This window comes from Nisaea sp. (assembly GCF_034670185.1).
Taxonomy (GTDB): domain Bacteria; phylum Pseudomonadota; class Alphaproteobacteria; order Thalassobaculales; family Thalassobaculaceae; genus Nisaea.
This window is the reverse complement of sequence record NZ_JAXMNY010000001.1, coordinates 296,485-320,054: the sequence shown is the minus strand read 5'-3', so window position 1 is coordinate 320,054 and position 23,570 is coordinate 296,485. Positions and strand designations below refer to the sequence as shown.

Genomic DNA, 23,570 nt, shown 5'->3' with positions numbered 1-23,570 from the left:
ACAGAAACCACAAATTCGGGAAGAGACGACACTATGAGTGAACGCTTTGACAATGGCATGAAGATCCGCCGCTCGGTACTGGGCGATGCCCATGTGGATCGGGCGGAAGCGGCGAAGACGGCATTCGACGAGCCGTTCCAAAGCTTCATCACCGAAGGCGCCTGGGGCACCGTCTGGGCCAGCGACAAGCTGACAAAGCGCGAGCGCTCCATGATCACCCTCGCCCTGCTGGCCGCGCTCGGCCAGTGGGACGAAGTCGCCATGCATGTCCGCGCCACGGCGAATACCGGGGCCACTCCCGACGATCTTAGGGAAGCCATGATGCATGTCGCCGTCTATGCCGGAGTTCCGGCCGCGAACCACGCACTGAAAATCATCAAGAAGACTTATGGAGAGATGGGAGTGGAGATATGAGCCTGACCAATCAGAGGCCGGCCGCCGGCTTCTTCGCCCGAGACCGGGGATGGCAGCCCGAAGCACTGACACCGCAATACAAGACCTCGGTGGCACGCTCGCCGAGCCGGGCCCTGCTGTCCATGCCGCAGACCCTCAGCGAAGTCACCGGACCGGTCTTCGGCCACAACGTCATCGGCGCTCTGGATAACGACCTGATCCTGAATTTCGCAAAGTCGGGCGAGAGCGCCATCGGTCCGCGCATCATCGTCTATGGCCGCGTACTGGACGAGAGCGGACGTGGCGTGCCGAACGTGATGGTGGAGTTCTGGCAGGCAAATGCCGGCGGCCGATATCGGCATGCGAAGGAAGGCTATATCGCCCCACTGGACCCGAATTTCGGCGGTTGCGGGCGCGCCATCACCGGCGAGGACGGTTCGTACGAGTTCCGCACCGTGCAGCCAGGCCCCTATCCCTGGCCAAACCGGGGCAACGACTGGCGCCCGGCCCATATCCATTTCTCACTGTTCGGACAGGGCTTCGCCCAGCGACTGATCACGCAGATGTATTTCGAGGGCGATCCGATGATCTGGAAATGCCCGATCGTCGATGTCGTGCCACACCGCGAGGGCATCGAGAGCCTGATCGCGCTTCTGGACATGGACAGCACGGTGCCGATGGATGCCCGTGCCTACAAATTCGACATGGTGCTGCGCGGCAAGCGCTCGACCCTGTTCGAGAACAAGCTGGAGGGGAACTGATGCAGTCTCTCAACCGTCTGAAAGAAAGCCCGAGCCAGACTGCGGGCCCCTACGTTCATATTGGCTGCGTGCCGAACTTTTGCGGCATCGAAGGCGTCTATCCGGAAGATCTCGGCACCTCCATGGTGAACGCACAGACCCGGGGCGAGCGAATCAGCGTGACCGGTATCGTCTATGACGGCACAGGCACGCCGCTGAAGGACGCCATGGTCGAGATCTGGCAGGCCGATGCGGATGGTCTTTATCCCAGCCCGGAGGAGCATCGCGGCACGGCCGATCCGAACTTCACCGGCTGGGGCCGCAAGGCCGGAGATTACACAACCGGTGAATGGGTCTTCGAGACCGTCAAGCCCGGCGCCGTGCCGTTCCCCGATGGCCGCATGATGGCACCGCATATCAGCCTGTGGATTGTCGCACGCGGCATCAATATCGGCCTGCAGACCCGGCTGTATTTCGAGGACGAGGCGGACGCCAACGCGAAAGACCCGATCCTGACACGACTGGAACACCAGAACCGGGTGCCCACCCTGATCGCAAAGAAGACCGGGAACGGCGCCTACCGGTTCGATATTTATCTGCAGGGCGAGAACGAAACCGTATTCTTCGACTTCTAGGCCAGCAAGACACAAGAGTATGGAGAGGGCGGGCACAATCTTCCCGCCCTCTTTCCGTCGCAAGTCAAATCATTCCGATCAATAATCCTCTGAACACCGACATTTCAGCGACAGACTGAAAGCAGAAAAATCTCCGGGAGGAACAATGTCAGGCTCGCGCGAAACCATGACCGCCGGCGGCGCAATCTTCACGCGCCTGAAGGCGCTCGGCATCGATTACGTGTTCTGCAATTCCGGCACGGACTTCCCCCCGATCATCGAAGGTCTCGCCGAAGCGAAGGCGAAAGACATCGCCCTGCCGCAGGCTCTGACGATCCCGCACGAGCACGCGGCCATGAGCATGGCCCACGGCTACTACCAGCTCTCCGGCAAATGCCCCGCCGTCATGCTGCACACCAATGTCGGCCTGTCGAACGGGGTGACCGGCGCCATCAACGCGGCCTGCGCCCATGTGCCGATGCTGCTGATGTCCGGACGCACACCGATCACCGAGCACAGCCGGTTCGGCGCCCGCACCGTGCCCATCGGCTGGGGCCAGGAAATGCGGGATCAGGCCGGCATGGTTAGGGAATGCTGCAAGTGGGACTTCGAGTTGCGCTATCCGGAGCAGATCACCGAACTGATGGACCGGGCTTATGCCATCTCGAATTCGACACCAAAAGGCCCCGCCTATCTCTCCCTGCCCCGGGAAGTCCTGTGCGAGACCATCCCCGCCGACGGTCTGACCGCCGACGGGGCGATGGCTCCTGCCCGGATCATGCCGGAAGCCTCCAGCCTGCAGGCGGCGGCCAAGGCTCTGGCCAATGCGGAGAAACCGCTGATCATTGCCCAACGCGGCGCCGGAGATGCGTCGAGTTTTGCGCAGTTCCAGCAGATGGTCTCAGACTGGGCTATCCCGGTCTGTTCCTACTGGGCCGTCGAGCTGGCGCTGCCGACGGATCATGACTGCCATGTTGGCCCTAACCCGTCGCCCTGGATCGAGGAGGCCGATGTCATCCTGATTCTGGACAGTCTCGCTCCCTGGCAGCCGGACATCCACAAGCCTCGCAGCGATGCCACCATCATTAATCTCGGCCCCGACCCGATCTTCTCCCGTTTCCCGGTGCGTAATTTCAGATCCTCCATAACACTCACCGGTGAGAGCGCGGACACCATCCCGGCACTCGCCGCCGCGGTTGATGCGCAACCGAAAAACCAGGCCCGTATCCACGAGCGCCGGAAGCAGGTCGCCAAAGCATCCGCAGCCACCCGGGCGGATATGGTGCGCATTGCGGAAGCCGGAAACAGTGAGCCGATGAGTAAGCAATGGGTCAGCCACTGCCTCGGCAAGGCACTCGAAGGCCGCACCTCCACCGTCTATTCCGAGCTCGGCACCATGCTCGGCTTCCTCAGTCGGCGCGAGGTGAACTCGTTCTTTCAGGAACCCCATTCGGGCGGTCTCGGCTGGGGCCTGCCCGCGGCCCTCGGCGCCCAGCTCGCCGACCCGGACCGGCTTGTGGTCGCCACCATGGGCGACGGCTCCTACATGTTCTCGAATCCGACGGTCTGCCATCAGATCGCCGAAGGCCTTGGCCTGCCTGTGATCACCCTGATCCTGAACAACCACGAATGGGGCGCCGTCCGGCAATCGGTCGTCGGTCTCTATCCGGAGGGCCATGCCGCGAAGGCGAACGAAGTTCCGCTCACCGCTTTGACTCCGAGCCCGGATTTCCGGCAGACGGCCAGCGCCAGCAATGCCCATGTCGAAAGGGTCGAGAGGGGAAGCGAGCTGCCCGCCGCTCTGGAACGCGCCATTACCATCGCCACCAAGCAGCGCCGGCAGGTTCTGCTCGATATCCAGATCGCAGCAGGCTGACTTTTTCAAAGGCCTATATTGGTGCCTTCACCTCATAAACTGCGGGTAATCTCAACTCTTGCCCGCCTCGCACAGGACTGGTCCCGCGCGTCGGGGTTGTTCAGTGCCCCTCCTGCCGTGTAGCCTTCCTTAATTCGCGCATCGGAAGAAATCGCCCCCGGCCAATGTGGTGGCGGAACTGGTGTGTGAAATGGGGAACGACGCTGGGAAAATCTTTATGACAGATATCCAATATGTAGCGCCGTCGACGCTGGATGAAGCGATCGGCGCTTATGCTGCGGCGAAAGGCGCTGCCCGCATTCTGGCCGGCGGTACCGACCTGCTGGTGCAGATGCGCGCGGGCATGGTCAAGCCCGGCCTGATCGTCGACATCAAGAAAGTCGCGGAGCTGACTGCGATCGAGAAGACGCCGGAGGGCGGTTTCCGGATCGGCGCCGCTGTTTCCGGCGCTGTTCTGGAAGAACATCCGACATTCGGCAAGGTCTGGCCCGGTGTGCTTGAAGGCCTCAACCTGATCGGCTCGACACAGGTTCAGGGCCGCGCTTCCGCCGGCGGAAACCTCTGCAACGGCTCGCCTGCCGCCGACAGCATTCCCGGCCTGGTCGCCGCCGGTGCCATTGCCACGGTTCAGGGCCCGAACGGACAGCGTAATATTCCGGTCGAGCAAATCCCGACTGGCCCCGGCAAAACCAGCCTCGCCCCCGGCGAAATTCTGGTCAGTTTCACATTGCCGCCTCGCCCCGCACATTCCAGCGACGCCTATCTGCGGATGATCCCGCGCACGGAAATGGATATCGCCGTCGTCGGCTGCGCCGTCAGCCTGACCATGGATGGCGATACCTGCACCGCTGCCCGTGTCAGCCTCGGCGCCGTCGCCCCGACCGTGTTACTGGTCGAGGATGCCGCCAAAGCCCTGGTCCTCACCAAGCTGAACGATGCCGCACTGGACAAGGCCGCCGCTGCCTGCAGCGCTGCCTGCAATCCGATCGACGACAAGCGCGGTACCATTGCCTATCGCACCAAAGTCGCGGGCGTGCTGTTGAAACGCACCACCGCCATCGCCGCCGAACGCGCCAAGGGAGGCTGAGAACATGGCCAAGATGCATGTAACCACCACCATCAATGGCGAGCCGACGGAATTCCTCTGCGAGCCAAATGAGACCATGCTGGACGTGCTCCGGGACAATCTTGGCATGACCGGCTCCAAGGAAGGCTGCGGCTCCGGCGATTGCGGCGCCTGCAGCGTCACCTTGGATGACCGGCTGGTTTGCTCCTGCCTGATGCTGGCAGTAGAGGCCGAAGGCCACGAGATCAAAACGATCGAGGGCATGTCCGAGGGCGAGGCGTTGCATCCTCTGCAGCAGAAGTTCCTCGAAACGGCCGCACTGCAATGCGGCATCTGCACCCCCGGCGTTCTGGTCGCGGCGGATGCCTTGCTGAAAAAGAACCCGAACCCGAGCGAGACCGAAGTGCGGTACTGGCTCGCAGGCAATCTCTGCCGCTGCACCGGCTACGACAAGATTGTACGCGCCGTTCTGGAAACCGCCGCGGACCTGCGCGGCGCGGCCGAGTAAAGACCCTATTGGCAAGACCGCCGCGGGCCCGTAACGGCGCTCCGCGGCGGCTTTCTTCATACATATTTCGAATGTTTATTTTGCGACGCAGCAATGTCGTTCCCATGACGAATGCTGGGCTCTTTCCCGTGCTCTAATTTCATCGTTCAAGGTGCGAGGATGAGAGATGAGCGCGCGCAACTACATGCTGGCCTTGCTGAACCAGCGCCGAAGCGGCCACAGCCTGGCCCAGCCCTTCTACGGTGACCCTGATATCTTCCGGCTCGACATGGAGCAAATCTGGTATCGCGAGTGGCTGTTCGCGATACCGGCGTGCGAGCTGGCAAAATCCGGTAGTTATGTCACCCACAAGGTCGGCGATTATCGCGTCATCATCGTGCGCGGCGCTGACAATGTAATCCGTGCCTTCCACAATACCTGCCGGCACCGCGGATCGGTAATTTGCAAGGCCACCAAGGGCAATGCCCCGAAACTGGTCTGCCCCTATCACCAGTGGACCTACGAGCTCGACGGCAAGCTGCTCTGGGCGCGGGATATGGGGCCCGATTTCGACGCCTCGCAGCACGGTCTGAAGCCGGTGCATTGCCGCGAACTCTCCGGCCTCGTCTATATCTGTCTCGCCGACGATGCGCCCGACTTCGACGCCTATGCCGATCTCGTCCAGCCTTATCTCGCGCCGCATGATCTGAGCAACGCCAAGGTCGCCCACGAAAGCAGCATCATCGAGAACGGCAACTGGAAGCTGGTCTGGGAGAACAACCGCGAGTGCTATCACTGCAGCGGGAACCATCCGAGCCTGTGCCGCACCTTTCCGGAGGACCCAACGCTTTTCGGCGTCGACGGGACGTCACTGCAATTGCAGGCACATTTCGAGCGGATGGAGGCGCAAGGCTTTCCGTCCCGCTTCCAGATGTCGGACAACATGCAATACCGGGTGACCCGGATGCCCCTGCTTGAAGGCGCCGAAAGCTACACGATGGACGGCAAGGTCGCGGTCAGTAAATTCCTCGGCCGGATCGCTGACAAATCGGCTGGCGCTTTGCTGAAATTCCACTATCCGACAACCTGGAACCACTTCCTGGCCGATCATTCCATCGTCTTCCGGGTGACCCCGATCGGACCGACCCAAACCGAGGTCACCACGAAGTGGCTGGTCAACAAGAATGCGGTCGAGGACGAGGATTACGATCTGAAGCGCCTGACCGAAGTCTGGACCGCCACAAATGACGAAGACCGCCGTGTGGTCGAGGACAACCAGCGTGGCATCAATTCGCCAGCCTACGAGCCCGGCCCCTATTCCCGTACCCAGGAAAGCGGCGTGATTTCCTTCGTGGACTGGTACTGCAATGCGATGGGCGACCGCCTACGCCCAACCATGCTTACTGCGGAGTAATCCATGGCCGCCTCATCGCCTATTCGGGATGCAGGAGTCTGGCACGATAGCGAGCCTTTGGAATGCGTCTCCGTGCTGCCGGAGGCTCCGCATACCGCGACCTTCACCTTCAGGGCCCCATCCGGAGCCTTGTTCGACTTTCAGGCCGGTCAGTTCCTGACGCTCGAGATCCCAACACCCGGTGGCCCCATCCACCGGACTTACACGATCTCCTCCTCGCCCTCTCGACCAAGGTCGATTTCGATCACCGCCAAGGCGCAGGAGACCAGCGTCGGCACCCGCTGGATGATCGACAATCTCGGCCCCGGTATGAAGATAAAGGCCATCGGCCCGGCCGGGCTGTTCTGCATGGCGCAGCACCCGGCGGAGAAATACCTCTTCATATCCGCCGGATCGGGCATCACGCCGATGATGTCCATGTCCACCTACATGTTCGATCTTGGCATCCGTTCGGACGTGGTGCTGATCAATTGCGCCCGGCGCCCGTCGGAGATCATCTTCCGAGAACGGCTTGAACATATGGCGAGCCGGGATCCGGGCATCGACCTCAAATTCGTCGTTGAGGAACCTGATATCTACCGGCCCTGGACCGGTTATCAGGGCATGTTCAACCAGCTCATGCTCGGTTTGATGACACCGGATTATCTTGAGCGCGAAGTATTCTGCTGCGGCCCTGAGCCGTTCATGCAGGCCGTGCGCGACGCGCTCGCCGGCTTCGGCTTCGACATGGACCACTACCATCAGGAAAGCTTCCGGGCGCCGGTCGCCAAGGAAGAGGATATTCCGGAGCACGACGATACGGTTCCCGAGGAAGGTGCCAAGGCAGAGATCGTCTTCGCCGCCTCCGGCGTCACCGGGCATTGTGCCCAGACCGACACGGTGCTCGCCGCCGCCAAGGCGTCCGGGCTCAATATCCCGTCCGGCTGCACCTTCGGCGTCTGCGGCACCTGCCGGATCAAGAAGCTCTCCGGCGAGGTGCACATGGTGCATAACGGCGGCATCTCGGAAGACGATATCGAGGCCGGCTATATCCTTGCCTGCTGCTCAAACCCGATCGGCCGTATCGAGGTGGAAGTCTAGACCTTCCAGGAATCAGAACTCTCCCGGTCGGGCGTGCAATCCAGCCATTGCGCAAATCGGCACATTCTCTTCGCGCTCCCGACCTTGTTCAGGAGCGCGAAGACCGTGTAGGCTTTCTCCAGCGAAGAATGAATTATGGCAGGTCGCCCGCCAGCTATGGGCCGGGCGATCAGCAAAGCCGGGATGAACGGGGCAGCAGAAAGCCCCGGACCGCAGGGAGAGCCAGCATGAACGAGATTTCCAACAAGTGGATCGGCACGAGCACGATCCGTCCGGACGGCGCCGATAAAGTGACCGGCAAGGCCGCCTATGCAGCGGACACCAACATGCCGGGCATGATCTGGGGCAAGGTGCTGCGCAGCCCGCATCCCCATGCCATCATCCGCTCCATCGACACTTCCAAGGCCGAGGCACTGCCCGGTGTGAAGGCCGTTGTCACCGCTAAGGACCTTGTCGATTTCTCTGTCCATACGCCGGTGCCGCTTGGCATTCAGGACATGCGCTGGATGTGCCGCAACGTGATGGCGCGCGAAAAAGCCCTGTTCCACGGCCATCCGGTTGCATCCGTTGCCGCTACGTCAAGCGAGATCGCAGCCAAGGCCTGTGAGCTGATCGAAGTCGATTACGAGGTCCTGCCCTGGGCCATCGAGATCGACGACGCCATCGCGGACGACGCACCGATCCTGCATGACTTCATCGAGTTCGAAGGCAAGCCCTCGAACATTGCCGGTACGCTTGAGCACACGCTGGGCGATATCGATGCCGGTTTCGACGAAGCCGATGTGATCGTCGAGCGGAGCTTCGACACAAGGCCGGTGCATCAGGGCTATATCGAGCCCCATGCCTGCCTCGTCAGCGTGAGCGCCGACAACAAGACGACGATCTGGAGCTCCAGCCAGGGCCAGTTCATGGTCCGGGCGATGACCGCGTTCCTGACCGGCATCCCGCAGAGCGACATTCGCGCAATCCCGGCCGAGATCGGTGGCGGCTTCGGCGGCAAGACGATTATCTATCTGGAACCGGTTGCGGTCATGCTGTCGAAGAAATCCGGCCGTCCGGTAAAGATGGTAATGAGCCGCGAGGAAGTCATGCGGGCGTCCGGCCCAACCTCCGGCGCCAAGAGCATGGTCAAGATCGGCGCCAAGAAAGACGGCACCATCGTGGCCGGGCAGGCCGTGCATTACCTGCAGGCAGGCGCCTTCCCGGGCTCACCGATCCGCGGTGCCTGCGGCTGCTGCTTCGCGCCGTACGATATCCCGAACGTCCATACTTTCGGCTATGACGTGGTTTCCAATCGGTCCAAGGTTGCCGCCTACCGGGCCCCGGGCGCGCCTATCGGTGCTTATTCGGTCGAATGCGTGCTGGACGAGGTTGCCGAGAAACTCGGCATGGATCCGCTGGAGCTGCGTCTCAAGAACGCCGCCAAACAGGGAACCAAGGCCGCGCACGGCCCGGTCTATCCGGTCATGGGCTATGCCGAGACGGTGAAGGCCGCACTCGCGCATGAGCACTACAAAGCTCCTCTCGGCAAGTTCCAGGGTCGCGGCGTTGCCAGCGGTTACTGGTTCAATGCCGGTGGCGAGTCCAGTGCCCAGGTGAACATCACAGAGGACGGCAACGTCGTCGTCACCACGGGCCATCCGGATATCGGCGGCTCCCGTGCGTCCATCGCCAACATCACCGCCGAGTTGCTCGGCATCGACTATCGCCGGGTCTCGGTTCTGATCGGCGACACCGCGACCATCGGCTACAGCAACCTGACCGGCGGCAGCCGGGTGCTGTTTGCCTCGGCCATGGTGGTCACCCAGTCGACTGAAGAAGTGATCGAACGGCTCCGTGGTCTCGCCGCCAAGATATGGGGCATCCCGGCCGACGCGGTTACCTGGTCTGACGGCGCAGCCCGCCCGGCAGGCGACAACGCCGGCAAGTTCGAGCCCCTGACGCTCAAGGAACTGGCGGCGCGGTCTAACGAGACCGGCGGGCCGATCGGTGCAGGCAAACAGCTCAACACCGCCGGCGCCGAAGGTGGCTTCGCGACCCATATCTGCGACGTCGAGGTCGATACCGATCTCGGGATCGTCCGCGTGATCCGCTACACCTCATTCCAGGATGTCGGCAAGGCCATCCATCCGGACTATGTCGAAGGCCAGATGCAGGGCGGCGCCGCTCAGGGTATCGGCTGGGCCCTGAATGAAGAGTACATCTACAACAAGGACGGCAAGGTCGATAACGCAGGCTTCCTCGACTATCGGATGCCGGTCTGCTCCGATTTGCCGATGCTGGACAACGTGATCATCGAAGTCCCGAACCCGAAACACCCGCAGGGTGTCCGCGGCGTCGGCGAGGTCCCGCTGGTCCCGCCGCTGGGAGCGATCAGGAACGCGGTCTACAACGCCCTCGGCATCCGCTTCTACAGCCTGCCGATGTCTCCGCCGAAGGTCCTGGAAAAGCTGGACGCGACAAAGATGGCGGCGGAATAGAAACACCGCTTCACACGCATAAAAGAAGCCCCGCGCCATTCGGCGCGGGGCTTTTTCTTTGCCTAACGATCTCTTCTAGGACTTCTGCTGCGCGTCCCGCACCAGTGCCGCCAAGCGGTAGAATCCGTGCACCATCTTCGAATAGGGCGCGAGCAGGAAGAAGGTCAGCACGGCGCCGAGATGCAGCGGCAAGAGGACGGACACCGCCGCCGTGCCGGTCGCTGCATAGAGGGCGAGACCACTGGCGCCGGTAAAGCTCAGCAACAGCACGAAAGCCATTTCCCCACCCCAGAGTGCGGGCGCGCCGAGATCCTTCTCGCCCCGCGTCTTCAGCACCGCCATGCCAAGACCGCCAAGGGTCAGCAGCAGGCCGCCCGGGATGCCGAGCAGCTTGGGCAGGGAAAACAGCCCGTAAGGCGCAGGCATATCGAGGAGATAGTGCATCAGCGTGGCCGAACCGGTTGAAGCGAAGCAGAGCAGGAAGCCGTACATCACCGCCTGATGGTGCCAGCGCCGGACATTGGTGAAGCGATCACCCTTCTCGAAGTTGCAGCCTTCCGCCGCGCCCCCGGAGAGGTTCTTCAGCTTGACCGCGTCGGCGAAAGCCGCCTTGAGATGCGCGAGACTGACAGGCTGCCCGCCGACCTCGCGCCAATAGGCGCGCAAGCCGACGAAAATCGCCAGCAGCGGCAGCAGGAAAGCCGGGGTGAAAATCGACACCATGATGGTGTGGGACATCACGGCATAGAAGCCTTCCCCACCGGCGGGCTTCAGTGCCTGCGCCGCCCAGAACAGTGCTGCCAACCCAACGATGAGCGCGACCGCGATGGCAACGCCGCTGCGGTGGAACGGCCCCGCCAGGAAGCCCGGCCAGGCAAACCGTTCCCAGCTATCGGCACGCGCCTCGGCCAGCGCTTTCGGTAGGTTGATCGCAAATTCATGCGGCTCGGTATATTGGCAGGCGTAATAGCAGCCCCGGCAATTGTGGCAGAGGTTGGCAAGCTGGGTGATATCGCCATCGGCAAAGGCGCGTTGCCGGGTGATCGCGGGGAAGACAGAGCAATAGCCCTCGCAATAGCGGCAGGCATTGCAGATCTCGATCTGTCGGCGCGCTTCATCGGTCTGAGAGGTTGCGGCTGGCGTTTGCGTCGTGTGATCAAGCGGCATTGCTGTTCACTCCCCGGGTCGCGCCCTTGGCGGCTTCCTGTCCGGCGATCCGGCCAAACACGGTGCCGATGGTCATGCCGAAACCGGCGAGATAGCCCTCACCCAGGATACTTCCGGCCATGATTTCCCCAGCAGCCCAGACATTTTTAAGTTTTTGCCCCTCCATGGTCACCCGCGCGGTCGCGTCCACCTTGAGGCCGAGATAGGTGAAGGTGACGCCGGGGCGCAGGGAATAGCCGTAGAAGGGCGGCTCGGTGATCGGCCGGGCCCAGTTGGTCTTCCGCGGCTCGACGCCGTCCGTCGCCAGTCCGTCCAGCTCTGTCGGATGGAAGTCGCCTTCCCTGCAGGCCGCGTTGAAGGCGTCGACGGTCTCCCGCACCTTCGCGGCGGGAAGCCCCATCTGTTCCGCCAGCCCCTCCAGCGTGTCCGACTGCACCGCCGGGAAAACCGAGGGCATGAAAAGCGTGCTGCTCTTCGCATCGATGATCGAATAGGCAACCTGATCGGGCTGCGCGGCGACGAGCCGGCCCCAGATGGCATAGCGCTTCGGCCAGACATCCTCGCCCTCATCGTAGAACCGCTCACCATCCTTGTTCACGACAACGGAGAACGGCACGCAATCGAGCCGGGTGACGATACCACCGTCGAATTTCGGTGCCCGCCCATCAATGGCGACGGCATGGCACTGGGTCGGGTCGCCGACGGTGTCCGCGCCCTGATCGAGCATGTCCTTCAGAACGACACCCCTGTTATAGGGTGTGCCCCGGATCAGGAAGTTCCGGGCCGCCGGGCCCCAGGCACGGGCCAGCCAGTCGATATCGCCCTGGAAGCCGCCGGAAGCGAGCACGATGGTGCGGCCTTCCACCCGGCAAGGCGCAGCGCCCGCGATCTCGACAGCGACCGCCTGAAACCGGCCGCCTTCAATTTCGACATGCTTCACCTGGGCCTCATAGACCACCTCAACACCGAGATCGGCGGCCGTGTTGTAATAGGCATTCACAAGAGCCTTGCCGCCGCCGAGGAAGAAGGCGTTCGTTCGCCCCAGCGACAGGGTGCCGGAGAGCGATGGCTGGAACCGGACACCATGCGCTTCCATCCACGGCAGGCAGCTTTCCGAGGTACGAATCGCCAGCCGGGCCAGGTCTTCGTCCGTATTGCCCTTGGTCACGAGGAGCAAGTCGTTGAAATACTCATCCTCTTCATAGCTATCAGTCAGGACCGAAAGCGGCCCCTGATGCATGCAGCGGAAATTCCGTGTGTGGCGGGAGTTGCCGCCGCGATAGGTCTTCGGAGCACCTTCCAGGATGATCACCCGGCAGCCGGCCTCCGCTGCTTCGATGGCCGCGCACAATGCAGCGTTCCCGCCGCCGACAACGACGACATCCCAAACTTTATCGGTGATTTCAGACAGGGCTTCTCTCCTTCGGCGGGCCGTTCGGCCAAGCATCAAGCGATACCGGTCAGCGGCCTTCTTGGAAGGATTGTATACAATATTTCTTCGTGCCGTCAATCGGCCCGGACGCGCGTTGCCGGCACTCCACGGTTAGGCCTGCGCTAGCTCCGCAGAAGCTGGTGCGCTTCACCCGGCCTCAGCGCTTCGCCGCGTAATAGGAGACACGCCGCTCGAGATAGGAGAGGCATTCAGAGATCGTGAAAGCGAGGGCAAAGAGCACGACGAGGACGGCCCAGAAATGGGCCATCAGAAAGTTGTTCGCATAAAGCTCGAACAGCGCTCCAAAGCCAACAATGGAAATCAGCAACTGGCCGATGATCACGCCTTTGACCGCCCGGATCACACCGATCCGCACGCCGCCCAGAATTTCCGGCAAGGCAGCCCAGAAATAGATCTTGAAAAACGCGTCCAGCGGCGACGCTCCGAAAGAGCGGGCCATTTCCACCAGGGACCGGTTGATCTGCAACACGCCCGCGCGGGAATTCAGAATGATGATCCAGATCGCGAACAGCGTGGTGGTGATGATAATCGCCTTCATGCCGAAGCCGAACAAAACCATCAGCACCGGCACCAATGCCGTCAATGGCGCACTCAGGAACATGTTCACCCAGGGCAGCAGAAGCTCGTCAAGGAAACGACTCTTGCCCATCAGGATGCCGGTTGGAATACCGATGAAGACGGCAAAGAAAACACCAGCAAAGAACGCGTAGGCCGTCTCGGACAGGGCCTTCAGAAATGCCGGAGTTCCAATGACGGAGACCAGGGTGCTCACCACCTCAGAGAGCGGCGGCACGAAAAACGTCACATCCAGTCTGCCGACGATCTCCCAGAGCAGGCCCCAGAGGATCAGCGACGACATGCCGGGAAGTTTATAGCCGAAAAGTGTCATTTCAGCCCTTACTCCACATAACTGCGCAGGGAAGCCCAGATCCGGTCGACGATATCGAGATATTCCGGATCGCGCCGGATGCTGTCGGCACCTTTTCCGCGGATCCCGGACGGCCGGATGATCTCAGAGACCCGGCTTGGACGGGGTAGCAGAATTGCGATCTGATCCGAGACATAGACCGCCTCTTCAATCGAGTGGGTCACGAAGATGAAGGTCTTGTTCTCGTTCGCCACCAGATTGAGCAAATCTTCCTGGAACTTGCGCCTCGTCTGCTCATCGACGGCCGAAAACGGCTCATCCATCAACAGGACCTGCGCATCGACGGAAAGCGCCCGAGCAAGGCCCACACGCTGGCGCATGCCGCCAGAGAGCTCATGCGGAAAACTGTTCTCGAAACCGGCGAGACCGACTTCCTTTATATACCGCTCGGCAATCGCTTCCCGTTCCGATTTGGCAACCCCTCTGAGTTCCAAGCCGAAAGCGACGTTCCTGATCACGCTTGCCCAGGGCAGAAGGGCGAAGTCCTGAAAGACAAACGCCCGGTCCGGTCCGGGTCCGTCAACCTGCTCGCCATTGACCAGGATCTGGCCCGATGATGGCTCCAGGAGGCCCGCGATGATCTTCAGCAGGGTTGTCTTGCCGCAGCCGGACGGGCCAAGCAGGGACGTCAACTGACCGCGCGGAAAATCGAGCGACAGATCGCGCAAGGCCTCAACGTCACCGTAATTCTTTGAGACATTGCGCGCGGCAACCGCGTTCTCCGGCACCGGCTTCGAAGCACTGTCCGGCCTATCGCTAATCTGAGACATAGCCACGGTCATTTCCTTTGAAGAGTACATTTTCAAGCCGTTCAACCAGGTTCAGGAACAGCACGGCGAAAAGGATGATCGAGAAGATGGCGGCATACATGCTGGGATAATCGGCGATCGAGCGGCTGTAGGTGATGATGTCGCCAACTCCGGTTGGCGTGATCTTCAACTCCGCCAGGATGGCGCCGATAAAGCCCGCCGAAATACCAAGGCGCAGGCCCGAAAAGATAACTGGCGAGGCTGCCGGGATAATCACCTTCAGAAGGATCTGATCTTCGCGAGCAAGGAAGGAGCGCCCCATTTCCTGCAGGGACGACGGCGTGTTACGGACTGCGCCCCCTGTGTTCAGAACGATCACGGGCATTGCCATGATACAGACCACGAACACCTTCGAGGTCAATCCAACTCCGTAGGCCATCACGAGTAAGGGAATAAGGGCGGCCAGAGGCGCCGCCTGCATGACGATAAAGATCGGCGAGAAGAGCCAGTCAAATCGCGCGCTCAGCCCGACCCAGAGCCCGATCCCGATACCGAATACGGCGGAAATCGAAATCCCGACGGCAAGCGGCTGAAGCGTCTCCGCATAGGCTCGGAACATGGTGCCGTCGATCGTCAGGGTTCCCAGAGCCGCCATGGTATCGAGGAACGTCGGGAAGGAATAGCTGACCGGGATCCGGCCGGCGATCTCCCAAGCGCCGAACACAAGCACGGCGGACAGCACCTTCAGAAAAAGTGAGCGATAGCCGGTCATCGACCGCTCCAGATGGTTCGACCAAAAAAACGCGGTCGCCGAGAGCAACGCCCGGCGACCGCAAACAGGGATTATTTCGACGCGTCGTCGAGCGGCTTCAGATACCAGAAGTCCTCGATTTTCAATGACGCGAGACCGCCGGTAAGCTGCCCTGCGGCCGAGTACCATTCCATGTCCGCCTGTGCGGCCTTGCGCCCGCCGCCGTTCGGATCGTAGAGACCACCCGCCACGGCATCCGCATAGAACCCGTCGAGGCTGTCGAGAATCTCTTTCGGCAGCTGCCCGATAGGCCCGTCGGGATTGGTTTCCCGGCTGATGATGGTCGGATCCTTGTGCATGTCCCGCCAGACGCTGAGCAGCGCCTTCACGAAGACATCGACGTCCTTCTCGTTCGCCTTGATCCAGTCGAGGTTTCCGAACAGGGCCTCGTCACTGGCATCGACCTCGAACATCGGCAGCACGTTGAACTTGTCGCCCTGCAGCTTCATCAGCTTGTTCTTGTTCGAGAGATCGACGATCGTCGCGTCCGTCTGACCGGCGATAAGCGCCGCAATCCGGTTCGACGAGCCGGGCACGTAGGAGCGCTTGCCAAACTTCATGTTGAGCTTGTCCTCGATCACGTTTGCGATCGAATCCGTCCCGCCTCCGCGGGAATGCAGCATGATCGGCTCACCATTCAGATCCTCAAGCTTGCTGTATTTCTTCGAGGTTACCGGGAAGAACTTCAGCTTGGAGAGCTGGAAGACGATGCGGATCGGGGCCCGCGAACGCTGCATGGCGGCATAGGGCGTTCCGAAGCCAATATCCATCTGGCCGCTGAGAACGGCCTGAATTGCGAGTTCCTCATCGGAGAACGCGGTCCACTCGTAGTCGAGACCGTTTGCCTTCGCCCGGTCGAGAGCGACGAAGAATGCCGCAAGCTCATCCGACGGCGTTTCGGCAAGGGCAATGCGGATCTTGTCCGCCTGGGCAGACGAGACCGTCATCATGGTGATGAACGGAACGGCGAGGCAGAACGCAATCGCCGCTTTGAAAATTCTATTCATTGTTTCCTCCCTTTGTTCACTTTCGGGACATAGCTCCCGTGGCTGGGGGTTTTCCCCTCTTTGCCGTAAACAGACCTTTTGAGTTAAGCGGTCAGTCCTCCCCGAAAAGACGCGCGGAGACGGACGCGATATGCTGCCGCATCGCCGCTTCTGCACCAGATGGATCCCGCGACTCTATGGCCGCTGTAATCCGCTCATGCTCCGTAAAACTGGAATGGTTTTCAGGCGGACGCTCCGAGCCACGCACGACATTGCCGAGCGCAACGGCACGGCGCACCTGATTGAGCTGATCGAATATGCCGACCAGCAACGGATTGTCCGTGGATGCCGCGATCGCCCGGTGCAGATGATCGTCTTCCGCCTCATAATCGGCCCAGCTTGTCGCGTTCCGTGCCCTGTCCTTGACCGTATTGATGGTCAGGATCGACTCCCGCGACGCATTGATCGCCGCCTCGCGAGCGATTGCCGGCTCTATGCAAAGCCGTGCCCGGATCATCTTGACCGGCGTCAAGTGGCGACCGAGTTCCAGAAGATGGGCGGCACCGTCCGGGCCACCCTGACTCGCAATGAAGGTACCCTTGCCGACATGACGCCAGATGGTTCCGTCACGCTCCAGCACATCCAGTGCCTTGCGCAAGGTTGCACGGCTCATATCAAGGCTGACAATCAGCTCCCGCTCGGCAGGGAGCCGGTCACCGGGAGCATAGCCGCCGCCCGAGATAAAGTTCCGCAGGACCGAAACCGGATCTTCCCGCTCGAAGGACTCCAATCTTGTCAGCACCTCGCCACCTTAAACTGGTTGACCAATTTGCCCATATTGGTTCGAATATGCCAGATCAATTCCCTAAACGGAAGAAAAATACCCCAATTTTTAAATTGGTTGAGATTGATTTTTTATTCGGGCCAGCTTAAATCTGCCCCTGGCTCGACAGAACAATGGAGGTACGCGTGCCTGATTACGTCATAGAAACACCCCGGCAGGTCGCCATACCTGTCGCCGGTTCAAGCGCGCTCTTCCCTGTGCGCCGCGTTTATTGCATCGGCCGCAATTATGCGGCTCACGCGGTCGAGATGGGCCATGACCCTGACCGCGAGCCGCCCTTCTTCTTCCAGAAGAACCCGGACAACCTCGATCCCTCTGGCGAGTTCCCCTACCCGCCGGAATCCTCAGACGTTCACCATGAGATGGAAATGCTCGTAGCCCTGAAATCGGGCGGCACGAACATCGCACTCGAAGACGCACTTGATCATGTCTATGGCTACGGCCTGTCCCTCGACATGACGCGCCGGGACCTGCAGGGCGAGCAGAAAAAAATGGGCCGCCCCTGGGAAATCGGCAAGGCGTTCGAACGATCCGCTCCGGTTGGCCCGGTCCATCCGGCGGAGAAAGTCGGACACCTCGACCAAGGCCGTGTGGCGCTGAGTATCAATGGCGAGTTGCGCCAGGAAGGTGACCTCAACCAGATGATCTGGAAGGTTCCCGAAATGATCTCCTACCTGTCACGCTTCTTCGAACTCGCAGCCGGAGACGTCATTCTGTCTGGAACACCGTCAGGCGTTGGCCCGGTTTCCAGGGGAGACGTTATGGAGGCGAGTGTCGACGGGCTCGGCAGCATGACCATAAAAGTCGTCTAGCCGACATGACCTCGGGGCCGTGCGAAAGCACGGCTCCGCTCTCTCCAGATATCCGACACTCCAAGCAGCACGATAACGCGACCAGTTCAGACGCCTGTCCCGCGTCCACCGCAGATTGCTTGACGAAATTGTATACAATTCAATAAGATTCAAACAACACGACCGAGACGCGCGGCTTTTTCCAGCAACGCGATGCTTGGCGCACCATCATGGCTGACACGGCCTGCCCCGGGGGAAATATCAAGATGACCGCGAAAAAAACCTACCAGATCCTGGCGGATGCCTTCCGTCAGGAAGAGGTGGATACCTGCTTCGCTCTGCTCGGCGATGCAAACATGAACTGGGCCACCTATTTCGCGGAGCTGGGTGCGGATTTCGTCTATGTCCGACATGAACATTGCGCGGTCGCGGCGGCCATGTCCTATGCCAGGGCGCTGGACAAGGTCGGTGTTGCCAGCGTGACCTGCGGGCCGGGTCTGACCCAGATCATGACCGCCTTACCCGCCGCCGTGCGCGCGCATATCCCGCTCGTGGTCTTTGCCGGTGAATCTCCCTTGCGCAACAACTGGTATAATCAGGAGCTGGATCAGGCCCCCTTCGTCACGGCGTGCGGTGCGGCCTATCATGCGCTGCATCACCCGGACCGCATGCTGCGTCAGGTCCGCGACGCCTTCGTTCAGGCACGGGAAGAAATGCGCCCGGTGGTGCTCGGCGTCCCGTTCGATCTGCAGAACAGGGACTGGGCTGGCCCGGACGAACTGCCCGCTCCATCCCGCGAGATCCTGCCGAAAATGCGCCCGATGCCGCCGCATCCAGACGACGTGGCGGAAGCGGCAACACTGATAGCCGGTGCGAAAAAGACCATCGTCATGGCTGGACTAGGCGCCGTCCGGTCGGCCGGTGCAGGTGAGGCCTGCCGGGCGCTTGCGGAGAAGTGCGGCGGCCTGCTCGCGACCACCCTGCCCGCACGCGGCCTGTTTCACGACGACCCGTTCAATCTCAGTATCGCCGGGGGATTCTCCAGCCAGGTCACGCGGGAATGTTTCGCCGAAGCCGATCTGATCGTCGCAGTCGGAGCCAGCCTCGCACACCATAATGCCGATGGCGGCAAGCTCTACGGCCAGGCGCATGTTCTGCAGATCGACACCCATCCCGTCGCTCTCAGTCAGGGACGGGTACCGGCGGATACGCATCTGCGCGGCGACGCCGCCCTTGCCGTCAAGGCGCTGGCCGATGCACTGGAGCCACACGCGGAGAATGCCGATAGCTGGCGTAGCCCCGCCCTTGCCAAGCGCATCAAGGACACCCCGCCGGACAGCTCCGACTTTCAGGCGGAACAGGGCCTGCTCGACCCGCGTGACGTGGCCTCGGCACTGGACGATGCACTGCCGGTGGACTGGGAAGCCGTGAACTCTTCCGGCCATTGCTCCTATTTCTTCGCCCAGATGCCCAAACGGCCGGTCGAACGCTTCCACACCATCCGCGAGTTCGGCGCCATCGGGAACGGCATCTCCTTCGCCATCGGCGTCGCCGCGGCCAAGCCGGACGAAACGATCGTCATGTTCGACGGAGACGGTAGCCTGCTGATGCATATCCAGGAGCTTGAAACCATCCGCAGACACGGCATGAAGGTGTTGATCTGCGTCTTGAACGACGGCGCCTATGGCTCGGAGATCCACAAGCTGCGTTCAGAAGGCCTGTCCGACGCAGGCGCCGTCTTCGGCCGCCCGGATCTTGCGGGTATCGCGAAAGGCTTCGACCTGGATGGCGAGACCGTCACTGACCTCTCCCAACTGCCTGATCTGGTCAAAAAGTTCAGCGCATCGGATCGCGGTGCTGTCTGGGATTTTCACATCTCGGACCAGATAATTTCACCGGTCATGCAGAGGGCACACCCTCACAAGTAGCTGGCTACGTCGCGCGACGCGCGCAAAATACATTGATTTTGTTAATAAATTCTTATTAACGCCGACAAAGCACTGAATTCCTGAGGATTTCGGGCGACTCGGATTGCGTTCATTGGGGATCTAAGTTAAAATGTATTTACCTTAAAGGTATTAATACTGACTACCGTGTCCAGAAGGACACGAACATCGGCGCGTCACTGCAAAGAGCCAGAATGGGAAAAAGTGATGAGCAAGGGATCGTTGCACGATTCAGATTCCTGTTTGCGTACTGAGTTTTCGCACACTGAGGTGATTTCTGGCGACAGCCAGAGAGAGCGGCCTGTGGATTCTCGAGGAGAACCCAGGATTTCGACCGACAACGAATTCGGCGTCCTGACCAAAGCCCTGAAAGATTGGGTGGATGGCCCGTTCGATATTCAAGAAAACCGTCTGCAGCCTTCCAACAAAACGCCCTCCTCGCAGGCACTCAACACCATCGAGTTTGAAATTTTCAAGATCACCGAGATGGCCCGGCGATGGATCGTCGAGAACGGCCTCTCGCCCTACAAGCTTGCGCTGACCACGGGAACATCTCCCAGCCAGGTCCACCGCATCATGGAGCCCGGCTGGACACCTTCGCTGAAACTTGCTCGACGCATTGCCTCTTCTTTGCCGAGCGATTGGGTGAACTCGTTCGAGCTTGATTGCAATGCCTGCCTGCCCCGCCTGTTCCATTTGCATCAGCCGCCGGAAAATTCGTCTGACCCGGTCACCCGTCTGCTCAGCATGGTCAACGGCTCCGATACGGATCAGATTCTGGATAATCTTGTTGAAAACCGATGGAGCATCCGTCGCTACCAATACCTCTCGCGAACGGAAACAGCAGTCAGCACGGCGAACCACAACGGGTCCGGTTTCACCGAATCGGACTATACGCCGCCAGCACCCCGCATTGCCTGGTCGGCCGATGCGGGAAGCCCAAAAAGCCCGAACCGTACATTACTGCTGCATCGAATCCCGCTCAAGATCGCAGAGAAGCTCAATCTTTATACGATCCATATTGCCGAGTATTCCGGACTGAACTGGGCAACCCAATTCTGGAGAATTGAGACCAGCAAGGGTCTGACCAACCTTCGGCAAATGGATATCCTGAAAGCCTACCTGGCTGAGAAAGCCTAAACCTTCGACCCTTACTTCGCCGGATGGCCGGCGATGTAGGTTTCGGCCACCGCACGATCGTCTCCAAGGGTCTGCAGGACGAACAGCTCTTCCTGCAGGCTCTTCACCGTCTCCATACGCAGCGCCATGACATCCGTCGCCCGACTATCGAGCACTGTGATATCCGCATCGGTGCCCGGCTCCAGCGTGCCGATCCGGTCCTCCAGCTTCAGCGCACGGGCATTGCCGAGGCTTGCCCAGTAGAAGCTGCGCAGCGGGTCAATGTTCTGCCCGCGTAATTGCAGGGCCTTGTAGCCTTCGTCCAGCGTCCGCAGCATGGAGTAGTTGGTCCCGCCACCAACATCCGTGGCGATGGCCCGGCGGACACCCGCTTCCTTCAGCCCTGCCTCGTCATAAAGACCGCTGCCCAGGAACAGGTTGGAAGTCGGGCAATAGACCGCGACCGAACCGGTCTCCGCCATCCGGTCCCGCTCCCGGTGTGTCAGGTGAATGGCATGCCCAAACAGGCTGCGCTCGCCGAGCAGGCCGTACTTCTCATAAACATCGAAATAATCCCGCGCCTGCGGATAAAGCTCTCTGGTCAGTTCGATCTCGGCCTTGTTCTCCGAGAGATGGGTCTGCAGGTAGCAACCGGGATTCTCGCGGACCAGCGCCTCTGCCATCTCCATCTGTTCCGGCGTGGAAGTGATGGCGAAGCGCGGCGTGATCGCATAGTGCGCCCTGCCTTTGCCGTGCCACTTCCCGATCAGCGCCGTGGTATCGTCGTAAGAGGATTGCGGTGCATCACAAAGAGCCTCCGGCGCGTGCCGGTCCATCATCACCTTGCCGGCGATCATCGCCATGTTCCGTTCTTCCGCCGCTGCGAAGAACGCCTCGGCCGATTGCGGATGCACGGTGCAATAAACCGCCGCCGTCGTCGTGCCATGCGCCGTCAGCGTGTCGAGGAAATATCCGGCGATGCGGCGGCAATGGTCCGGGTCGGAGAATTTGGTTTCCTCCGGGAAGGTGTATTTCTCCAGCCAGTCGAGCAGCTTGGCGCCCCAGGAGGCGATCACCTGCATCTGCGGATAATGGGCATGGGCGTCGATGAAACCGGGCACGATCAGGTGCGGGCGGTGATCGACGATCTCCGCACCGTCCGTTTCCAGCGTCGAAAAATCCGCGCATTCGGCGATCCTGCCGTCCCGGATGCGTATGCCGCCATCCTCGATATAGCGGAAGGACGCGGTATCGTCGTAGCCAGCCGGCTCCTCCCGGAAACTTAGAACCCGGCCCCTCAGAATGAGATCAGGCATCACTGCACCACCGGACTATTATCTTCGTACCAGAGCACGATCTGCGCCCGCTCCGCAGGTTCCATATAGGAGACATTGGCGGGAGGCATGGCGTGGCTGCGGCCCGCCTGCAGATAGATCTCACGGGCATGAGCGGCGATCTGCGCCTCGGTTTCCAACAGCACGCCCTTAGGCGCCACGGCGATGCCGTCCCAGGCAGGCTCGCTCGCATGACACATGGAGCAGCGGCCGAGCACAGCCTCGTAGACCGTCTCGAAATGCGGCGAGGCAGCAAGCCGGGTTGCCTCTGGCGTCATCACTTCGGCCGCCTCCTCGTCCGTCTGTTTAGGCCCCGCCGTCGAGAGCAGGACGATGGCGAGGAACAACGCTACCGTCACCGCCCAGGTCCACCAGGGCTGCCCTTTGCGGGCATGCATGCTGTTGAAGAAATGCCTGATGGTGACGCCCATCAGGAACACAAGGCTGGCGATCACCCAGTTGTATTCCGTCGCGAAGGCGAGCGGATAATGGTTCGACAACATCAGGAACAGGACCGGCAGCGTCAGGTAGTTGTTATGGGTCGAGCGCAGCTTGGCGATGGCGCCGTATTTCGCATCCGGTACCCTGCCCGCCTTCAGATCGGCGACGACGATCTTCTGGTTCGGAATGATCACCATGAAAACGTTTGCTGACATAATGGTCGCCGTGATCGCCCCCAGATGCAGGAAGGCGGCGCGCCCGGTGAAGATCTGTGTGAACCCCCAGGCAAGTGCCACCAGCGCGCAGTAGAGGATCACCATCAACAGCGTCGGGTTCTTCGCCAGCGGTGAGCGGCAAGCGAAGGTGTAGACCGTCCAGCCCAGTGCTAGAGAGGCGACGGAGGCTGCAATCGCCATCCAGGGCTCCGCGTCCCAGACAGAACGGTCGATCAGGAACAACTCCGCACCGCCGTAATAGACAACGCACATCAGTGCGAAGCCGGACACCCAGGTCCAGTAGCTCTCCCACTTGAACCAGGTCAGGTGTTCCGGCAGGGCGGCAGGAGCCACCAGATATTTCTGGATGTGATAGAAGCCGCCGCCATGTACCTGCCATTCCTCGCCATGGGCGCCTTCCGGCAAGCCAGCCGCCCTGCGCAGGCCGAGATCGAGAGCGATGAAATAGAAGGACGATCCAATCCAGGCAATGGCGGTGATGACATGCAGCCAGCGCGCCGCGAAGGACGCCCAGTCCCAGATAATCGCTGAATTCGGCAGCAGCTCGAGCATTGATACCCCCATCAGATCGGCATCTTGCCACTCTGGCAAATCCACCGCCCTTTCAAAACCTCT

The 23,570-nt window shown here is 60.9% G+C and carries 21 protein-coding genes; 12 read left to right on the top strand and 9 right to left on the bottom strand.

Annotated features, from left to right (window positions below; genetic code table 11):
* Nucleotides 1-33 precede the first annotated feature (33 nt).
* The 9 genes from pcaC (at nt 34) to VOI22_RS01430 (ending at nt 10,150) form a co-directional block, all read left to right on the top strand.
* On the top strand, nt 34-414 hold the full coding sequence (gene pcaC, locus VOI22_RS01470) for a 4-carboxymuconolactone decarboxylase (RefSeq protein ID WP_323794827.1): 381 nt from the start codon (nt 34-36) through the stop codon (nt 412-414).
* On the top strand, nt 411-1,154 hold the full coding sequence (gene pcaH / locus VOI22_RS01465) for a protocatechuate 3,4-dioxygenase subunit beta (RefSeq protein WP_323794826.1): 744 nt from the start codon (nt 411-413) through the stop codon (nt 1,152-1,154). Before pcaC ends, pcaH begins: the two co-directional genes overlap by 4 nt.
* Nucleotides 1,154-1,768: a protocatechuate 3,4-dioxygenase subunit alpha gene (gene pcaG, locus VOI22_RS01460; protein WP_323794825.1), complete on the top strand. Its 615-nt coding sequence runs from the start codon at nt 1,154-1,156 to the stop codon at nt 1,766-1,768. Before pcaH ends, pcaG begins: the two co-directional genes overlap by 1 nt.
* Before the next feature lie 145 nt (nt 1,769-1,913).
* Complete coding sequence (locus VOI22_RS01455; protein WP_323794824.1) at nt 1,914-3,623, top strand: thiamine pyrophosphate-requiring protein; 1,710 nt, start codon at nt 1,914-1,916, stop codon at nt 3,621-3,623.
* A gap of 217 nt (nt 3,624-3,840) precedes the next feature.
* Nucleotides 3,841-4,710, top strand: a complete 870-nt coding sequence (locus VOI22_RS01450) for a xanthine dehydrogenase family protein subunit M (protein WP_323794823.1) — start codon at nt 3,841-3,843, stop codon at nt 4,708-4,710.
* A 4-nt stretch (nt 4,711-4,714) separates the two neighbouring features.
* Entirely contained in the window at nt 4,715-5,197 is a 483-nt protein-coding gene (locus VOI22_RS01445) for a (2Fe-2S)-binding protein (RefSeq protein ID WP_323794822.1), read from the top strand.
* A gap of 166 nt (nt 5,198-5,363) precedes the next feature.
* Nucleotides 5,364-6,590 (top strand): aromatic ring-hydroxylating dioxygenase subunit alpha, encoded by a 1,227-nt coding sequence (locus VOI22_RS01440; protein ID WP_323794821.1) that lies wholly within the window; start codon nt 5,364-5,366, stop codon nt 6,588-6,590.
* Nucleotides 6,591-6,593: 3 nt separating this feature from the next.
* A complete protein-coding gene (locus tag VOI22_RS01435; RefSeq protein ID WP_323794820.1) occupies nt 6,594-7,670 on the top strand; it encodes a hybrid-cluster NAD(P)-dependent oxidoreductase in 1,077 nt (358 codons plus the stop codon).
* 227 nt (nt 7,671-7,897) lie between these two features.
* Entirely contained in the window at nt 7,898-10,150 is a 2,253-nt protein-coding gene (locus tag VOI22_RS01430; RefSeq protein WP_323794819.1) for a xanthine dehydrogenase family protein molybdopterin-binding subunit, read from the top strand.
* Nucleotides 10,151-10,225: 75 nt separating this feature from the next.
* Here VOI22_RS01430 and tcuB read toward each other — a convergent pair whose 3' ends face one another.
* From tcuB to VOI22_RS01395, 7 genes are all read right to left on the bottom strand, one after another.
* The gene (gene tcuB / locus VOI22_RS01425) at nt 10,226-11,317 is read right to left on the bottom strand and encodes a tricarballylate utilization 4Fe-4S protein TcuB (RefSeq protein ID WP_323794818.1); all 1,092 of its coding nucleotides are present in this window, start codon (nt 11,315-11,317) and stop codon (nt 10,226-10,228) included.
* On the bottom strand, nt 11,307-12,764 hold the full coding sequence (tcuA, locus tag VOI22_RS01420) for an FAD-dependent tricarballylate dehydrogenase TcuA (RefSeq protein ID WP_323794817.1): 1,458 nt from the start codon (nt 12,762-12,764) through the stop codon (nt 11,307-11,309). The genes tcuB and tcuA overlap by 11 nt, the downstream gene beginning before the upstream one ends.
* Before the next feature lie 142 nt (nt 12,765-12,906).
* Nucleotides 12,907-13,659, bottom strand: a complete 753-nt coding sequence (locus VOI22_RS01415) for an ABC transporter permease (RefSeq protein WP_323794816.1) — start codon at nt 13,657-13,659, stop codon at nt 12,907-12,909.
* A gap of 8 nt (nt 13,660-13,667) precedes the next feature.
* Nucleotides 13,668-14,468, bottom strand: coding sequence for an ABC transporter ATP-binding protein (locus VOI22_RS01410; protein ID WP_323794815.1), 801 nt, complete (start codon nt 14,466-14,468; stop codon nt 13,668-13,670).
* Nucleotides 14,455-15,219 carry an ABC transporter permease gene (locus VOI22_RS01405; RefSeq protein ID WP_323794814.1) on the bottom strand — a complete coding sequence of 255 codons (765 nt, stop codon included), beginning with the start codon at nt 15,217-15,219 and terminating at the stop codon, nt 14,455-14,457. The genes VOI22_RS01410 and VOI22_RS01405 overlap by 14 nt, the downstream gene beginning before the upstream one ends.
* Nucleotides 15,220-15,290: 71 nt before the next feature.
* On the bottom strand, nt 15,291-16,265 hold the full coding sequence (locus tag VOI22_RS01400; RefSeq protein ID WP_323794813.1) for an ABC transporter substrate-binding protein: 975 nt from the start codon (nt 16,263-16,265) through the stop codon (nt 15,291-15,293).
* A 91-nt stretch (nt 16,266-16,356) separates the two neighbouring features.
* Nucleotides 16,357-17,046: a FadR/GntR family transcriptional regulator gene (locus VOI22_RS01395; RefSeq protein ID WP_323794812.1), complete on the bottom strand. Its 690-nt coding sequence runs from the start codon at nt 17,044-17,046 to the stop codon at nt 16,357-16,359.
* Nucleotides 17,047-17,213: 167 nt separating this feature from the next.
* On the opposite strand from VOI22_RS01395, the gene VOI22_RS01390 reads away from it, so the two are divergent.
* The 3 genes from VOI22_RS01390 (at nt 17,214) to VOI22_RS01380 (ending at nt 20,965) form a co-directional block, all read left to right on the top strand.
* Nucleotides 17,214-17,900: a fumarylacetoacetate hydrolase family protein gene (locus VOI22_RS01390; protein WP_323794811.1), complete on the top strand. Its 687-nt coding sequence runs from the start codon at nt 17,214-17,216 to the stop codon at nt 17,898-17,900.
* 245 nt (nt 17,901-18,145) lie between these two features.
* On the top strand, nt 18,146-19,807 hold the full coding sequence (locus VOI22_RS01385; RefSeq protein WP_323794810.1) for a thiamine pyrophosphate-binding protein: 1,662 nt from the start codon (nt 18,146-18,148) through the stop codon (nt 19,805-19,807).
* 225 nt (nt 19,808-20,032) lie between these two features.
* A complete protein-coding gene (locus VOI22_RS01380) occupies nt 20,033-20,965 on the top strand; it encodes a hypothetical protein (protein WP_323794809.1) in 933 nt (310 codons plus the stop codon).
* An 11-nt stretch (nt 20,966-20,976) separates the two neighbouring features.
* Here VOI22_RS01380 and guaD read toward each other — a convergent pair whose 3' ends face one another.
* Together guaD and VOI22_RS01370 are read right to left on the bottom strand one after the other, a co-directional pair.
* Nucleotides 20,977-22,260, bottom strand: coding sequence for a guanine deaminase (guaD, locus tag VOI22_RS01375; protein WP_323794808.1), 1,284 nt, complete (start codon nt 22,258-22,260; stop codon nt 20,977-20,979).
* Entirely contained in the window at nt 22,260-23,546 is a 1,287-nt protein-coding gene (locus VOI22_RS01370) for a urate hydroxylase PuuD (protein WP_323794807.1), read from the bottom strand. The genes guaD and VOI22_RS01370 overlap by 1 nt, the downstream gene beginning before the upstream one ends.
* Between the last annotated feature and the right edge of the window lie 24 nt (nt 23,547-23,570).